Raw genomic sequence first — 15,603 nt, forward strand, 5'->3', positions numbered from 1 at the left:
TCACCACTCGATGCCCCGCTGGCCCTTCTGGCCCGCGTCCATCGGATGCTTGACCTTGGACATGTCGGTGACCAGGTCGGCGACGTCGACGAGCTTCTCCGGCGCGTTCCGCCCGGTGATCACGACGTGCTGGGTGCCCGGCCGGTGCCGCAGCACGTCGACGACCTCGTCCGTGTCGACCCAGCCCCAGTGCATCGGATACGCGAACTCGTCGAGCACGTACAGCTTGTACGTCTCGGCGGCGAGATCCCGCTTGACCTGCTCCCAGCCCTCGCGGGCCTTCTCCTCGTTGTCCATCTGGGAGTCCCGCTGGACCCAGGACCACCCCTCGCCCATCTTGTGCCAGTCGACGGAACCGCCCTCACCGGACGCCCCCAGCACGCGCAGCGCGTTCTCCTCGCCGACCTTCCACTTCGCCGACTTGACGAACTGGAACACCCCGATGGGCCACCCCTGGTTCCACGCCCGCAGCGCGAGCCCGAAGGCGGCGGTGGACTTTCCCTTGCCGACCCCCGTGTGCACGACGACCAGCGGCCGGTTGCGCCGCTGACGCGTGGTCAGCCCGTCGTCCGGCACCACACTCGGCTGTCCCTGCGGCATTACGCGGCCCTCCTCGAAGTCCCCTGCACATCCCTGACCAGCCCGGCGATGGAGTCCGCGCGCAACTCGTCCAGCGTCACGGCGGTGCCCCCCAGCTCGCCCGCGAGCTGCCCCGCGAGCCCCAGCCGCACCGGCCCCGACTCGCAGTCGACGACCACCGAGGCGATCCCCCCGGCGGCGAACAACCGGGCCGCCCGCCCGGCGAGGGCGACCGGCTCCGGGCCGCCGGTGGCCCGTCCGTCCGTCACGACGACGACCAGCGCCCGCCGGGCCGGATCCCGCAGCCGCTCGACCCGCAGCACGTCGTGCGCCCTGAGCAGCCCGGCGGCGAGCGGCGTCCGCCCGCCGGTCGGCAGCGACTCCAGCCGTACGGCGGCGGCGTCCACCGACGAGGTGGGCGGCAGCGCGAGGTCCGCCGCCGTCCCGCGGAAGCTGACGAGCCCCACCTTGTCGCGCCGCTGGTAGGCGTCGAGCAGCAGCGACAGCACGGCGCCCTTCACCGCGCTCATCCGCTGCCGGGCCGCCATCGACCCGGAGGCGTCCACGACGAAGAGCACGAGGTTCCCCTCCCGCCCCTCCCGGGTCGCCTGCCGCAGATCGTCCCGGCGCACGACGAGCCCGCGCCCGGAGCGACCCCGCTCCCGCTGGTGCGGGGCGGCGGCCATCACCGTGGCGGCCAGGTGCAGCTTGGTCAGCGTGCCCCGCGGCCGCACCGCACCCGTCGTGCGCCCGTGCTCGGTCCGCGCCCGCGAGCGCCGTCCGGCGGCGCCCTCGCCGATCCCGGGCACGCTCAGCACCTTCGTGCGGAACGGCTCGGCGGCCCGCACGGCGGACTGCTCCCCGGCACCGGAACCGGCCGGCTGCGGCTCCCCGCCCTCGCCGCTCTCCGGGGCCGCCGTGTCCTCGTCCGTCCCGGGGCCGGCCGAGGCGTCGTCGCCCCGGGGGCCGTCACCGTCGGACCGCGGCGGCTGCCCGCCGTCCCCGCCGCCGTCGCCGCCGGGCCCGTCCGGGTCGGGGTCGGGATCCTCGTCGTCCGGGCCGGCGAACTCCTCCAGCGTCTCGTCGAGCTTGTCCTCGTCGATGCCCGGGGCGTCGAAGGGGTTGCGGCGCCGGCGGTGCGGCAGCGCCAGCAGCGCCGCCTGCCGCACGTCCTCCGCGAGCACGTCCGTGCGCCCGGCCCAGGCGGCCAGCGCGGTGGCCGTCCGCGCCATCACGATGTCGGCCCGCATGCCGTCCACCTCGAAGGCCGCGCAGGTCGCCGCGATCTGCCGCAGCGCCCCGTCGCCCAGCCGCACCGACGGCAGCAGCTTCCGCGCGGCCACGATCCGCCCGCGCACGGCGCTCTCCTCGTCCGCCCACCGCTCGGCGAAGGCGGCCGGATCGTCGTCGTGGGCGAGCCTGCGCCGGACGACCTCCACCCGCTGGTCGGGCTCGCGCGAGGCGGCCACCTCCACCGTCAGCCCGAACCGGTCGAGCAGCTGCGGCCGCAGCTCGCCCTCCTCGGGGTTCATCGTCCCCACCAGCAGGAACCGCGCGGCATGGCGTACGGAGACACCCTCGCGCTCCACGTACGAGGCGCCCATCGCGGCCGCGTCGAGCAGCAGGTCCACGAGGTGGTCGTGGAGGAGGTTGACCTCGTCCACGTACAGGATCCCGCGGTGCGCGTCCGCGAGGAGCCCCGGCTCGAAGGCCTTGACGCCCTCGGCGAGCGCCCGCTCGATGTCGAGGGAGCCGACCAGCCGGTCCTCGGAGGCGCCGACGGGCAGCTCGACCATCCGGGCCGGCCGGGTCTCGAAGGCCCCCGGCTCGTGCGGCCCGTCCGGGCAGGCGGGGTCGGGGGAGTCGGGGTCGCAGGAGAACCGGCAGCCGGAGACCACGTCCACGGTGGGCATGAGTGCCGCGAGGGCGCGCACGGCCGTGGACTTGGCGGTGCCCTTCTCCCCGCGGACCAGCACCCCGCCCACCGCCGGCGAGACGGCGTTCAGCAGCAGCGCGAGCCGCAGGTCGTCCTGGCCGACGACGGCCGTGAACGGGAAAGGAGTACTCACTTGTCGTCGCCCTCCAGGTCGCCTTCCAGCTCCAGGTAGGTCGCGCGGAGCCGCTCGATCGTGTCGGCGTCCGGCTCGGCCCACAGTCCGCGGTCGGCGGCTTCGAGGAGCCGCTCGGTGATGCCCCGCAGGGCCCACGGGTTGGACTTCTGCATGAAGTCCCGGTTCTCCGCGTCGAAGACGTACTCGGCGCTGAGTTTCTCGTACATCCAGTCGTCGACGACCCCGGCGGTGGCGTCGTACCCGAAGAGGTAGTCGACGGTCGCCGCCATCTCGAAGGCGCCCTTGTAGCCGTGCCGGCGCATGGCCGCCATCCAGCGCGGGTTGACCACCCGGGCCCGGAACACGCGATGCGTCTCCTCGCCGAGCGTGCGCGTCCGCACCTGGTCCGGGACGGCCGAATCGCCCACGTAGGCCTCGGGGTTGGCGCCCGTCAGATGCCGCACCATGGCCACCATGCCGCCGTGGTACTGGAAGTAGTCGTCGGCGTCGACGAGGTCGTGCTCGCGCGTGTCCACGTTCTTGGCGGCGACGGCGATCCGCTTGAACGCCGTCTCCATGTCCCCGCGCGCCGCCCGACCGTCGAGCCCGCGCCCGTAGGCGTACCCGCCCCAGACGGCGTACACCTCGGCGAGGTCCGCGTCCGAGCGCCAGTTGCGGGCGTCGATCAGCGGCAGCAGTCCCGCCCCGTAGGCCCCCGGCTTGGAGCCGAAGACACGGGCCGTCGCGCGCCGTCGGTCGCCGTGCGCGGCCGTGTCCTCGTCCACATGGGCGCGGACGAAGTTGGACTCGGCGGGCTCGGCCAGCTCGGCCACCGCCCGCACCGCGTCGTCGATCAGCCCCACCACGTGCGGGAAGGCGTCCCGGAAGAACCCGGAGATGCGGACCGTGACGTCGATGCGCGGCCGGCCCAGCTCGTCCAGGGGCACGACCTCGAAGCCCGTCACCCGGCGCGAGGCGTCGTCCCACACCGGACGGCAGCCCAGCAGCGCCAGGATCTCGGCGATGTCGTCGCCCTGCGTACGCATCGCGGAGGTGCCCCAGACCGTCAGGCCGACGGACTTCGGGTACGCGCCCGTGTCCTGCAGGTACCGCTGCACGAGGGAGTCCGCGAGCGACTGCCCGACCTCCCAGCTCAGCCTGGACGGGATCGCCTTGGGGTCGACCGAGTAGAAGTTCCGGCCGGTCGGCAGGACGTTGACCAGCCCGCGCGTCGGAGAACCCGACGGCCCGGCCGGGACGTAACCGCCGTCCAGCGCCTTGAGGATGTGCCCGATCTCGTCGGTGGTCCGCTCCAGCCGCGGCACGACCTCCGTGCACGCGAACTCCAGCACCGCTACCGCGTCCGGGAGTTCGGTGCCCAGGACCTCACGGACGAGCGCCCGGCTCCCGGCGACGGCCCACCCGCGCGCCTCCGCGCCCTCCGCGATCCGGCGGCACAGCTGCTCCAGCAGATCGACGGCGTCGGCCCCGGTGCGGGCGGGGCCCTCGACGAGATCCGTCAGCTCGACCGGCACCTTCACCGGCGCGCCCGGCTCGGCGAGCAACTCCTTCTCGACCAGGCCGAAATGAGCGGCCAGCGCGGCCCGCAGACCCGGCAGCGCGTTCGCCTGCCCGCCCCACACCTGCGAGGCGCGCAGCACGGCCAGCACGAGGTTCACCCGCGCCTCGCCGACCGGACCGCCGCCGAGGATGTGCAGCCCGTCCCTGATCTGCACGTCCTTGATCTCGCACAGATAGCCGTCGATGTGCATGACGAACTCGTCGAACGCGTCGTCGTCCGGCTGGTCGTCGACGTGCAGGTCGTGGTGCAGCTCGGCCGCCTTCACCAGCGTCCAGATCTGCGCGCGCACGGCCGGCGCCTTCGTCGGGTCCAGGTCGGAGACGAGCGCGTACTCGTCGAGCAGCTGCTCCAGCTTGGCCAGGTCGCCGTAGGTGTCGGCGCGCGCCATCGGCGGCACGAGGTGGTCGACGACCGTGGCGTGGCCGCGCCGCTTGGCCTGGGTGCCCTCGCCGGGGTCGTTGACGATGAACGGGTAGACGAGCGGCAGATCCCCGAGGACGGCGTCGGGGGCACAGCCCCCGCTCAGCCCGAGCCCCTTGCCCGGCAGCCACTCCATCGTGCCGTGCTTGCCCATGTGCACGACGGCGTCGGCGCCGAAGCTGTTCTCCAGCCACCGGTAGGCCGCCAGGTAGTGGTGCGACGGCGGCATGTCGGGGTCGTGGTAGATCGCGATCGGGTTCTCGCCGAAGCCGCGCGGCGGCTGGATCATCACGACGACGTTCCCGAACTGCAGGGAGGCCAGCACGATGTCGTCCCCGTCGACGTACAGCGAACCCGGCGGCTCGCCCCACGCCTCCAGCATGCCGTCGCGCAGCCCGGGGTCGAGCCGGTCGAACCACTCCCGGTAGTCGGCCAGCGGGACCCGGGCCGGCGCGGCGGCCAGCTGCTCCTCGGTGAGCCATTCGACGTCGTGGCCACCGGCGTTGATGAGCCGGTGGATCAGCTCGTCGCCGTCGTCCGGGTGTCCCTGCACGCCGTACCCGGCGTCCCGCAGCGCGTCCAGGACCCGGACGGCCGAGGCGGGGGTGTCGAGACCGACCGCGTTGCCGACCCGGGAGTGCTTGGTCGGGTAGGCGGTGAAGACGAGCGCCAGCTTCTTCTCGCTGTTCGGCTTGTGCCGGAGCCGGGCGTGCCGCACGGCGATCCCGGCGACGCGTCCGGCCCGCTCGGGGTCGGCGAGGTACACCGGCACGTCGTCCGGGCCCTGCTCCTTGAAGGAGAAGGGGACCGTGATGATCCGCCCGTCGAACTCCGGGATGGCGACCTGCATCGCCGCGTCCATGGGGGAGAGCGCCGCGTCGGACGCCTCCCATGCGCTCTTCGACGAGGTGAGGCACAGACCCTGCAGCACGGGGACGTCGAGGTCGGCGAGCGCGCCGACGTCCCAGGCCTCCTCGTCCCCGCCCGCCGAGGCCTGCGAGGCGTGCGCGCCGCCGGCGGCGAGCACCGTGGCGACGAGGGTGTCCGTCCGTGCGAGGATCTCGTACAGCCCCGGATCCGCGCCGCGCAGCGAACCGCAGTACACGGGGAGGGCGTTGGCGCCGCGGGCCTCGACGGCGTCGCACAGCGTGTCCACGAAGGCGGTGTTGCCGCTCAGTTCGTGCGCCCGGTAGAAGAGCACCCCGATGGTCGGCCGGCCCTCGACGAAGGCACGCTCGCCGTGGACGCCGTACTCGGGCATCTTCTGCGGCTCGACGAACCCCTCACCGGTCAGCAGCACGGTGTCGGAGAGGAACCGGGCCAGCTCGGTCAGGTTGGCCGGGCCGCCCTCGACCAGATACCGCAGCGCCTCCGCCACCACACCGGCGGGCACCGACGACTCGGCCATCAGCTCCGCGTCGGGCACGGTTTCGCCGCCCAGCAGCACGGTCGGCACGCCGGACGCCTTGAGCGCGGCGAGGCCGTCCTCCCAGGCCCGCTTGCCGCCGAGCAGCCGGACGACCGCGATGTCTGCGCCGTCGAGGAGCGCGGGGAGTTCCCCGGCGACGTCCACCCGGGTCGGGTTGCCGATCCGGTACGAGGCGCCGGAAGCGGCCCGGGCCGCCAGCAGATCCGTGTCGGCGGTCGACAACAACAACACTGTGCTCATGCGGGCGCTCCCGGTGGAATGAAAGGCAGTCCTTGCGGCGCGCCCGACTCGATGAGCCGCCAGAGCGCGTCGGTGTCCGCGTGCTGTTCGATCAGGTCGCCGAGCCGGTCGAGCTGCTCCTCGCGCAGCCCGGCGAACGAGGTGTCGGCGGCGGGCACGAAGCGACGGCCCGCGGCGGCCGCCACCTCGCGCAGGAAGGCCCGCCGGAATCCGTCCGACTCCAGCGAGCCGTGCCAGTGCGTGCCCCAGGTCCGGCCGACCCGGCAGCCGTCCAGGCTGTGTCCGTGCTCGTCGGAGATGAACGCCTCGCCCCCCTGGACGTCGGCGACCCCGTGATGGATCTCGTAGCCCTCGACCCGCTCGCCGAGGGCTTGCCCCACCGGCCGGGTGAGGGTCTTCTCGCGGGCGAACCGCACCCGGACCGGGAGGACTCCGAGGCCCTCCACCCGTCCCAGCCGGCTCTCGACCTCGTCCTCGATGTGCTCGCCGAGGAGCTGGTAGCCACCGCAGATGCCGAGGACGGGCCGCCCCTCGGCCGCCCTGCGCAGGACGGCGTCGGCCAGCCCCCGCTCGCGCAGCCACTCCAGGGCGCGCACGGTCCCCCGGGTCCCGGGGAGCACCACCAGGTCGGCGTCGGCCAGTTCCTCGGGCCGGTCCACGAACCGCACGACGACGCCGGGTTCGGCGGCCAGCGCGTCCACGTCCGTGAAGTTCGACATGAGCGGGACGGCGCAGACGGCGATCCGCAGCACGTCCTCGCCGACGGGCGGAGCGGTGTTCGACTCCCGGACGGTCCCGCGCAGCGAGACCCGCAGCCCGTCCTCCTCGTCGATGCCGAGCCCGTGCCGGAACGGCAGCACGCCGTACGTCCGCCGCCCGGTGAGGCCGTGCAGCATGTCCAGGCCCGGCTCCAGCAGGGAGACGTCCCCCCGGAACTTGTTGACCAGGAACCCGGCGACCAGTTCCTGGTCCTCCGGCGAGAGCAGCGCGACGGTGCCGAAGAAGGAGGCGAAGACGCCCCCGCGGTCGATGTCGCCGACGACGAGCACGGGCAGCCGCGCGCCCCGCGCGATCCCCATGTTCACGATGTCGGTCCGCCGCAGATTGATCTCGGCGGGACTGCCCGCCCCCTCACAGATCACCGCGTCATACGTGCCCCGCAACTCGGCGAGGCAGTCGAGAACGGTTCCGAGGAGTTTCTGCTGCCGCCCTCCGTGATACCCGCGGGCGGTCATCTCGCCCACCGGCTTGCCCAGCAGGACGACCTGGCTGCTCTGTTCCCCGCCCGGCTTGAGCAGCACGGGGTTCATGAGCGCGGTCGGCTCCACCCGGCAGGCCTGGGCCTGCATGGCCTGGGCCCGCCCGATCTCGGCGCCCTCCGTCGTCACGAACGAGTTGAGGGACATGTTCTGCGCCTTGAAGGGCGCGACCTTCACCCCCTGCCGCACCAGCCACCGGCAGATCCCTGCCGTGACGACGCTCTTGCCGGCGTCGGAGGTGGTGCCGGCGACGAGGAGACCCCCGCTCATGTCGTACGCCCCTTCGGCTGGTTGCCCCGGTTGCTGTGATTGCTGTGATGGCCGTGGATTCTCCGCGTCCCCGCGAGGAGGTGCGTGGCGGCGAACCGCGCGGTGACGGTGACGCCGAGCGCGAGCAGCCCGACGCGGCGCGAGAGCCGCGCGGCACGTTCGATGTCCCGGGCGACGACGGGCCGTCCGGCCGCGCCGTTGAGCACGGGCCGGTGCTCCACGCGCCCGCCGTACGACAGGGTTCCGCCCAGCCGCACCCCGAGGGCGCCCGCGAACGACGCTTCCACGGGCCCGGCGTTGGGGCTCGGGTGCCGGTCCGCGTCGGCCCGCCAGGCCCGCACGGCGCCCCGGGGATCGTCCCCCGCGACGGCGGCGAGCACGGCGGTCAGCCGGGCTCCCGGCCATCCGGCGACGTCGTCGAGACGGGCGGCCGCCCAGCCGTAGCGCAGATACCGCGGCGACCGGTGACCGACCATGGCGTCCAGGGTGTTGACGGCCCGGAACCCGACCAGGCCCGGCACTCCGCCCACGGCGCCCCACACCAGCGCCCCCACGACGGCGTCGGAGGTGTTCTCGGCGACGGACTCCACGACGGCCCGGGCGATCCCGTCGGCGTCCAGCGCCTGCGGGTCCCGCCCGCACAGATGCGGCAGCCGCTCCCGGGCGGCGTCGACGTCCCCCGCTTCGAGCGCCCGACCGATGGTCCGGGCCTCCCGGACCAGGGAACTGCCCCCGACCACGGCCCAGGTGGCGGCGGAGACGAGAGCGACGGTGGCGGCGGGGGAACGGCGTACGGCCCGCTCGGCGGCGGCTCCGAGGGCCACGGCCCCGCCGGCGCACACGACGGCGTGCAGGGCTCCGCGTCCCCGGTGGTCCCGCCACAGCAGCCGTTCGACGGCGCCCGCGGCCCGTCCGAACGCGGCGACGGGATGCCCCCGGCGGGGATCGCCGAGCAGCAGGTCGCCCAGAAGGCCGGTGGCGGCGCCGTACGCGTAGAGGCGATCGGCACGCATCGGCTCAGCCGGCCGTGGGGTCGGGCAACGTCCTGGTGCGGTACCTCAACGGCCGAGCGAGCATGGCGATATGTCCTCACTCAGGGTGTCCACGCCCTGGTTCGACGAGACCGGCGGCGAGAGTTCCTGGCTCCCGGGGGTTACTACCCCGGTGACAGTGGCGGGACCGCGCCGGATTCGCACCGGCTTCCTCTTCTGCCGCCGTACATGGCTCGGGCAGTCCACCACGGCCCGCAAGAGCCGTCAACTTGCTGTTGACCTGCGAGGCTGGAGTGTGCAGAACCCCACACGGAGCCGGCCGGCGGGGCCGTGAACGCCGAAGGGTGCGGGACGGTGATCCGTCCCGCACCCCAGGGGTGTTCGGATGGTGCGTCAGGCGACGATCAGGGAGATCCCGTACGCCACAGCGGCCGCACAGGCCGCGAAGCACGCGTACGCGCCGGTCACCGCGAGGGTGGCCGAGCCGCCCTGCGCCGACGCGCGTTCCTGCCGCGACAGTCCCATGATGCCGAGGGTGAACAGGGCGACGAGACCTACGGTGACCACGAGGCTGACGCCGAAGACGGAGCCCAGGGCTGCCCAGTCGATCTTCATGCTGGTTCTCTTCCTTCGTACCGGGTGCGCGGGCTCAGACGGCCGCGGCCGGGGGAGCGGCGGGGGTCGCGGGCTCTGCCGTGGGGCCGGGGATCGTGGCCGTCAGGTCCGTAAGGTCCTCGGCCAGGGTGCCGGCGGGCGGCGGGGTGACGGCGGCGATCGCCGTCGTGACGACGCCGGCCGGCTCGTCGGGCTCGTTGACGTTCGAGGCGTCGACGACCTCGCGCCGCGAGATCTTCCAGATGGCCGCGCTGGAGGCGATCAGGAAGACCGCGACGAGGGCCGTGCCCCAGTCGCCCAGGCCGGTGACGGACTCGGCGAGCGCGCCCACCAGGGCCGCGGCCGGGAGCGTCAGGCCCCACGCGACGAACATCCGGGTCGCCGTCGACCAGCGGACCACTCCGCCCTTGCGGCCCAGCCCGGCGCCCATCACCGCACCGGACACCGAGTGGGTGGTGGAGAGGGAGAAGCCGAGGTGCGAGGAGGCCAGGATGACCGTGGCCGCGCTGGTCTGGGCGGCGAAGCCCTGCTGCGGCTGGAGGTCGGTCAGGCCCTTGCCCATGGTGCGGATGATGCGCCAGCCGCCGAGGTAGGTGCCGAGCGCGATGGCCAGGCCGGCGGAGAGGATGACCCAGGTGGGCGGGTCGGAGTCGGGGGCCACGGCGCCGCCGGCCACCAGGGCCAGGGTGATGATGCCCATCGTCTTCTGCGCGTCGTTGGTGCCGTGGGCGAGGGAGACCAGGCCGGCCGAGGCGATCTGGCCCGCGCGGTAGCCCTTGGCGGCCGCCTTGCCGTCGGCCTTCTTGCCGAGGGTGTAGGAGAGCCGGGTCGCGAGCATCGCCGCGACGCCCGCGACGATCGGCGCCGCGATCGCGGGGATCAGCACCTTGGTGACCAGGGCGTCACCGTGCACCGCGCCCATGCCGGCCGAGGCGATGGTGGCGCCGATGAGGCCGCCCATCAGGGCGTGCGAGGAACTGGAGGGCAGACCCACCAGCCAGGTCAGCAGGTTCCAGAGGATCGCGCCGACCAGGGCGGCGAAGATGACCTCGGGACGGATGCCGGTCTCGTCGACGAGACCCTTGGAGATCGTGTTGGCGACCTCCACCGAGAGGAAAGCTCCCACAAGGTTCAGCGCGGCGGACATGGCCACCGCAACCTTGGGCTTGAGTGCACCGGTCGAGATGGTGGTGGCCATCGCGTTGGCGGTGTCGTGGAAACCGTTCGTGAAATCGAACGCGAGTGCGGTAACGACCACAATCGCGAGGATCAGCGAGAAGTTTTCCATTTACCCAGGCAATCGTTCGAAGTCATTGGCGCGTTGACCGTAAGCAATCCGGGTGAACGGAAGATGAACTGAGAAGGGCATCCGGGTGTCTGTGCACGGGGGGTGCGGCGGTCTCCCGCCGCGGCGCCGTCGCCGGGGTCAAGCGCCGTACGGTCGCCCGTCCTCGGCGAGCCCGCGCGGCCGGGTCCCGGAGCCCTGAATGAGATTCCGGTCACCCTGCGGGCAGCCGCTGTCCGCGTACCGCCGGAAGGCCCCCGTCGGCCGTCCGACCGGCGGTGTCCCGGCGTCCGACAGCCCGTGACGGGCGACCCACAGGGCGTGATCCGCGGGACCGTCCGGGCCCCGTCCGGGTCCCGGTCGGGCCGTGTCATCGGCCCTCTGTCACCGGGACGGCACAGGCAGTCCTGTCGCGGGGACGGCGCCGGCGGCCGCGCGCGGGCGGCAGGGCCCGGCCGTGGGCGCGCCGGCCGCCGCCATTGTGTACGAAAAGCGCGGCCGGCTCCCGCGGCCCACCCCTCGCCCGAGCCCCTGTCGGCAGGGCGACGGGTACGCGCCGCCGAACGGCCCGGCGGCGGCCCCAGGTGCCGCCTGGCAGGATCGCGGCATGGCTGAGCAGCGACGCGAGCAGGGGGACGCCCGGGGCCACCGGGACGGCGTACGGGACGTGGCGGAGCGGCGGGGGAGGCACGCGGTCCTCGAAGAGGCGCGCGCCTGGGAAGCCCTCGTGACGGCCGCCCGCCGCACCGTGAGCGACGGACTCGTCGTCGGCACCTCGGGCAACGTCTCCGTACGGGTCGGCGACACCGTGCTGGTCACACCGTCGGGCGTGCCCTACGAGCGGCTCACCCCGGACGACGTCACGGGCGTCGACCTGGCCGGCCGGCAGGTGCTCGGCACCCTGCGCCCGACGAGCGAGCTGCCCCTGCACCTGGCCGTCTACCGCACCACGGGCGCCGGGGCGATCGTCCACACCCACGCCGTGCACGCGACCGCCGTCTCGACCCTCGTCACCGAGCTTCCGCTCGTCCACTACATGGCGGGCGCGCTCGGCGGACCCGTCCGCGTCGCCCCGTACGCGACATACGGCACCGAGGAGTTGGCCGAGAACGTGCTCCGCGCCCTCGCCGGCCGCAGCGGCTGCCTCCTGCAGAACCACGGCACCCTCACCCACGGCGCCACCCTCGACCAGGCCTACGACCGGACGGCCCAACTGGAGTGGATGTGCCGCCTGTGGCTGACGGCGTCCTCCGTGCCCGGCCTGCACCCCACGCTCCTGACGGCGGAACAGGTCGCGGAGGCGGGCGAGCGGCTGCGCGGCTACGGGCAGCGGGAGTGACCCGCCGTCACCCGACCGGCTCCACCACTGGCCGGGACGAAGGCGGGCCAGGACACTGGACGGGTGCGCACTGTCAAAGCGACGGCTGCCGCCGTCACCGCTGCCCTGGCCGCCGGCGCCGTCAGTGTCGCCGCCGGCCGGCTGGCCAGCGACGCCGCGTTGAAGGCGCCGCCCGGCCGTCCCCTGCCCACCGAACCCCGGCTCACCGTGCACGGCACGGCCGCCGGCCAGATCACCCTCACGCGTGACCTGGCAGCCCTGCGGCCCGGCACCTACGGCCTGTCCGGCAACGGCTCCCACGCGGTCGTGGGCCCCGTCCTGCCCACCGCCCCGCACTCCGCCGACACCGTCGTGCGCCGCCTGGAGCGGGTCACCCACGGCACCCTGAGCCCCGGCGACGCGGTCTGGCTCACCCCCAACCTCCATGTCGGCAACCCCGGCAGCGCCCTCGGCCTCGACCACGCCGACATCGACATCCCCGGCGAGCTGGGCAACCTGCCCGCCTGGTTCGTGCCCGGCGCGCGCCGCACCTGGGTGATCGCCGTGCACGGGCTGGGCACCACCAGGGAACACGCCCTGAACCTCATGGGCTTCCTGCACCGCCGCCGCTTCCCCGTCCTCGCCCTCGCCCATCGCGGCGACCTCGGCGCGCCCCGCTCACCGGACGGCCTGAACCACCTCGGCGAGACCGAGTGGCGCGACCTGGACGCGGCGATGCGGTACGCCGTGCGCTACGGCGCCGAACGCGTCGTCCTGTTCGGCTGGTCCACCGGCGCGACCATGGCCCTGCGGGCCGCCGCCGACTCGGGGCTGCGCGATCTCGTCTCCGGGCTGGTACTGGACTCCCCGGTCCTGGACTGGCGGACGACGGTGCGCGCCCTGGCCGCGGCCCGGCACACCCCGGGCGCGCTGCTGCCGCTCGCCGTCCGCGCCGCCGAAGGGCGCACCGGCCTGCACGCCGGACCCGGCGGTCACGGCGGCGCGATCACCGATCCGGACCGGCTGAGGGTCCCGACCCTCGTCCTGCACGGCCCCGACGACACCGTCGCCCCCTGGAGCGCCTCCCGCCGGCTCGCCCGCCTGCGCCCCGAGCTGGTCTCCCTGCACACGGTCCCGCACGCCCCGCACGGCGCCATGTGGAACCCCGACCCCGAGGCCTACGAGGAGGCCCTGCGCCGCTTCCTGACCCCGCTGATGTGATCCGCCCCGGGTGACCCGTCCTGGGTGACCCGTCCGAGGGGATCCTTTCGGGTTGACCCGCTGCGGTGCTCGACTGCGGGGGCACGACTGCGGTGCTCGACCGCCGTGCGCCCCTCAGGTGCACTCGTGAGCCGGTGCCGACGCGGCCCGCTCGGGCACGCCCCGTCGAGGCGCCCCGTCACGGCGCTCGGGAACGAGCCGTCGGGGCCCCCGACGAGCTGCCCCGACAAGGCGGCCGGGCAGGGCGGCCGGGCAGGGCGGCCGGACCGGTGCCGCCGGTTCCGTTTAAGCCCGTACCACTGGCCTGAAGGCGCCTCTCCGGCCCTCGCCGAACCCCGTGCCTTGGCCAGTCCCGTAGCCGCCCGTGACATTCCGTTTGGGTTTTCGGACCGTCAACCGGAAGACTGCACCCGTGACGTCCCGTATCCCGCGCGACTCCAGGCTTCGACTCGTCCGCCCGCGACCCCTGGCCGCCGCCCCCTCAGCTGTGAACGAGCGGCGCCCGCGCCGCCCCGCACCCCGCCCGCCGGAGGGCACCCCGGCGCCCGCGGAGCTGGCCAGAATGGCGCGCTCCGGACTGGCCGCCGCGGCCCGCGTCGCCCGCTGGGCCGACAACGCCCTCGGCCCCGGCCGAGACGCCGCCACGACCGACGGCAAGGCCACCCTCTCCGACGCGACGGCCGAACGGGCCGCCAGCGATCTGGGCCTGACCACGGACCGGATCCGCGCCGACTGGGACACCGCCCGGCTCGCCGGCCTGGTCGAGGTGCACGGCGACAGCGCCCGCCCCGGCTGGCGGCTGCGCGCCTGGAACCGTGACGACAGCGCCGTCCTGCGCGGCTGGGTCGCCCTGTTCGACGCCTGGTCGCTCGCCTCCCCGGAGCCCGCGGACCAGGAGCCCGCCGCCGTCGCCGAGGTCGTCTCGGCCATGCCCCAGGTGCTGTCCTTCCTCCAGCTGTCCGCCGGGCCCGTCCCCGTGGAGCAGCTCCTCGACCTGCTGCGCCAGCGGGTCACCGAACTGCGCACCGAGCGCTGCGAGGTGCCCTACGGCGCCGGCTCGGAACCCGCGACCCCCCTCGCCCCGGTCCTCTCCGCCGACGCCGACCCGGCGGAGCCCGCCCAGGACGCCGAACTCGCCCCCCTCCTCGACTGGGCCCTGCACGCCCTCGCCGCCGTGGGCGCCCTCACCTACGGCGCCGGACAGGCCACCCTCACGCCCCTGGGCAACTGGGCGGTCTGGGTCAAGCTGGAGCAGATCTGCGTCGCCGCGCAGAGCCCCGCCGGCAACATCGAGCAGTCCGCCGAGGCCATGCTCCGCGGCTGCGCCCAGCTCCGCCCCAACGCGGCCCGCGCCGAGTACCGCGCCTGGCTCGCCGCCCGGACCGTCGGCAGCGCCGTCGCCGAGCTGCTGTTCGCCGCCCGCGGCGACGACGCCCTGCTGCGCGGTCTCGCCTTCGAGGCGCTGCGCGTCGTCGGCGCCCCCGCCGAGCCCGACGTGCGCGCGGTCGTCGACGAACCCGCCCTGCGGCCGTACGCGCTGCTGTGGCTCGCCGAGCACGACGGCGTGGACCCCGAGGACGCCCACGAGGTGCTCACCCGGCAGGAGGCCACCTGGCTGTGGGTCGACACCGCCGCGGCCGTCGCCGACCACGGGGAGGCGCCGATGCTCGTACGCCACCTGGAGTCCGCGCTGCAGCCGACCGTCCCCGCCCTGCTCACCGAGGTGCGCGCCGCCGGACACCCGCGCACCGTGCAGGTGCTGGTGGCGCTCGCCGCCGCGCACCCCGACCCGGCGCTGGCCAAGGCCGTCCGCCGGGCCGCCTTCCAGGTGCACACCGGAGGCAGCTGAACGAGCCCGGCACGGGATCCGCACGGGCCCCGCGCCGGCCCCGGCGGTGCTCTCAGCCCTGCATCTCGGGCGCGTACGTGCCGAAGCTCCAGAGGTTGCCCTCGAGGTCGCGGGCCATGTAGTCCCGGGAGCCGTAGTCCTGGTCCGTCGGGGGCATCAGGATCTCGGTGCCGTGCTCCACGGCCCGCCGGTGGTGTGCGTCGACGTCGTCCACCACGACGTACACCCCGGTCGGACCCGCGTCCTTCATCGCCGTGTCGAAGATCCCGCCGCGGCCCTTGGAGCCGAGCATCACCGCGCCGTTGCCCTGCACCAGCTCGGCGTGCACGACCGAGCCGTCCTCGCCCTCGTAGACCGACAGCTCCGTGAACCCCAGGGCCTCCGTGAGCTGCCGGATCGCCGCCTTGGCGTCCGTGTACAGCACGGTCGGATAGATGCTGGGCCGCCCGCTGTTCGTGCCTGCCATGCAGATCACTCCCTTGTGATCGGTGCC

11 protein-coding genes and 1 riboswitch are annotated in these 15,603 nt (G+C 74.2%); of the genes, 3 read left to right on the plus strand and 8 right to left on the minus strand.

The genetic code is table 11. The features are described 5' to 3' along the window. From cobO to J2X68_RS34330, 7 genes are all read right to left on the minus strand, one after another. Positions 1–600 (minus strand): cob(I)yrinic acid a,c-diamide adenosyltransferase, encoded by a 600-nt coding sequence (gene cobO / locus J2X68_RS34300; protein ID WP_057599288.1) that lies wholly within the window; start codon positions 598–600, stop codon positions 1–3. After that, positions 600–2,648 carry a putative cobaltochelatase gene (locus tag J2X68_RS34305; RefSeq protein WP_310436511.1) on the minus strand — a complete coding sequence of 683 codons (2,049 nt, stop codon included), beginning with the start codon at positions 2,646–2,648 and terminating at the stop codon, positions 600–602. Before J2X68_RS34305 ends, cobO begins: the two co-directional genes overlap by 1 nt. Further along, the gene (gene cobN / locus J2X68_RS34310) at positions 2,645–6,301 is read right to left on the minus strand and encodes a cobaltochelatase subunit CobN (RefSeq protein ID WP_310436512.1); all 3,657 of its coding nucleotides are present in this window, start codon (positions 6,299–6,301) and stop codon (positions 2,645–2,647) included. The genes J2X68_RS34305 and cobN overlap by 4 nt, the downstream gene beginning before the upstream one ends. Next, positions 6,298–7,830 carry a cobyric acid synthase gene (locus J2X68_RS34315; RefSeq protein WP_310436513.1) on the minus strand — a complete coding sequence of 511 codons (1,533 nt, stop codon included), beginning with the start codon at positions 7,828–7,830 and terminating at the stop codon, positions 6,298–6,300. The genes cobN and J2X68_RS34315 overlap by 4 nt, the downstream gene beginning before the upstream one ends. After that, positions 7,827–8,843: a cobalamin biosynthesis protein gene (locus tag J2X68_RS34320; RefSeq protein ID WP_310436514.1), complete on the minus strand. Its 1,017-nt coding sequence runs from the start codon at positions 8,841–8,843 to the stop codon at positions 7,827–7,829. Before J2X68_RS34320 ends, J2X68_RS34315 begins: the two co-directional genes overlap by 4 nt. Before the next feature lie 99 nt (positions 8,844–8,942). Beyond that, positions 8,943–9,095, minus strand: a riboswitch (cobalamin riboswitch). 120 nt (positions 9,096–9,215) lie between these two features. Beyond that, positions 9,216–9,437 carry a hypothetical protein gene (locus tag J2X68_RS34325; protein WP_057599283.1) on the minus strand — a complete coding sequence of 74 codons (222 nt, stop codon included), beginning with the start codon at positions 9,435–9,437 and terminating at the stop codon, positions 9,216–9,218. 34 nt (positions 9,438–9,471) lie between these two features. Continuing rightward, on the minus strand, positions 9,472–10,725 hold the full coding sequence (locus J2X68_RS34330; RefSeq protein ID WP_310436515.1) for an anion permease: 1,254 nt from the start codon (positions 10,723–10,725) through the stop codon (positions 9,472–9,474). A gap of 604 nt (positions 10,726–11,329) precedes the next feature. Between J2X68_RS34330 and J2X68_RS34335 the strand changes: the two genes are divergently transcribed. From J2X68_RS34335 to J2X68_RS34345, 3 genes are all read left to right on the plus strand, one after another. Beyond that, on the plus strand, positions 11,330–12,061 hold the full coding sequence (locus J2X68_RS34335; protein ID WP_310436516.1) for a class II aldolase/adducin family protein: 732 nt from the start codon (positions 11,330–11,332) through the stop codon (positions 12,059–12,061). Between the two features lie 63 nt (positions 12,062–12,124). Continuing rightward, the gene (locus tag J2X68_RS34340; protein ID WP_310436517.1) at positions 12,125–13,261 is read left to right on the plus strand and encodes an alpha/beta fold hydrolase; all 1,137 of its coding nucleotides are present in this window, start codon (positions 12,125–12,127) and stop codon (positions 13,259–13,261) included. Positions 13,262–13,673: 412 nt separating this feature from the next. After that, complete coding sequence (locus J2X68_RS34345; protein ID WP_310436518.1) at positions 13,674–15,110, plus strand: hypothetical protein; 1,437 nt, start codon at positions 13,674–13,676, stop codon at positions 15,108–15,110. 52 nt (positions 15,111–15,162) lie between these two features. Here J2X68_RS34345 and J2X68_RS34350 read toward each other — a convergent pair whose 3' ends face one another. Then, positions 15,163–15,576, minus strand: coding sequence for a VOC family protein (locus J2X68_RS34350; RefSeq protein ID WP_310436519.1), 414 nt, complete (start codon positions 15,574–15,576; stop codon positions 15,163–15,165). Positions 15,577–15,603 lie beyond the last annotated feature (27 nt).

The sequence above is a fragment of the Streptomyces sp. 3330 genome, from assembly GCF_031456635.1.
GTDB lineage: Bacteria > Actinomycetota > Actinomycetes > Streptomycetales > Streptomycetaceae > Streptomyces.

Excerpts from the sequence above, each read along its gene's own strand:
- cobO (WP_057599288.1), bottom strand. The coding sequence starts at position 600 with ATGCCGCAGGGACAGCCGAGTGTGGTGCCGGACGACGGGCTGACCACG.
- cobN (WP_310436512.1), bottom strand. The coding sequence starts at position 6,301 with ATGAGCACAGTGTTGTTGTTGTCGACCGCCGACACGGATCTGCTGGCG.
- J2X68_RS34315 (WP_310436513.1), bottom strand. The coding sequence starts at position 7,830 with ATGAGCGGGGGTCTCCTCGTCGCCGGCACCACCTCCGACGCCGGCAAG.
- J2X68_RS34320 (WP_310436514.1), bottom strand. The coding sequence starts at position 8,843 with ATGCGTGCCGATCGCCTCTACGCGTACGGCGCCGCCACCGGCCTTCTG.
- J2X68_RS34325 (WP_057599283.1), bottom strand. The coding sequence starts at position 9,437 with ATGAAGATCGACTGGGCAGCCCTGGGCTCCGTCTTCGGCGTCAGCCTC.
- J2X68_RS34330 (WP_310436515.1), bottom strand. The coding sequence starts at position 10,725 with ATGGAAAACTTCTCGCTGATCCTCGCGATTGTGGTCGTTACCGCACTC.
- J2X68_RS34335 (WP_310436516.1), top strand. The coding sequence starts at position 11,330 with ATGGCTGAGCAGCGACGCGAGCAGGGGGACGCCCGGGGCCACCGGGAC.
- J2X68_RS34350 (WP_310436519.1), bottom strand. The coding sequence starts at position 15,576 with ATGGCAGGCACGAACAGCGGGCGGCCCAGCATCTATCCGACCGTGCTG.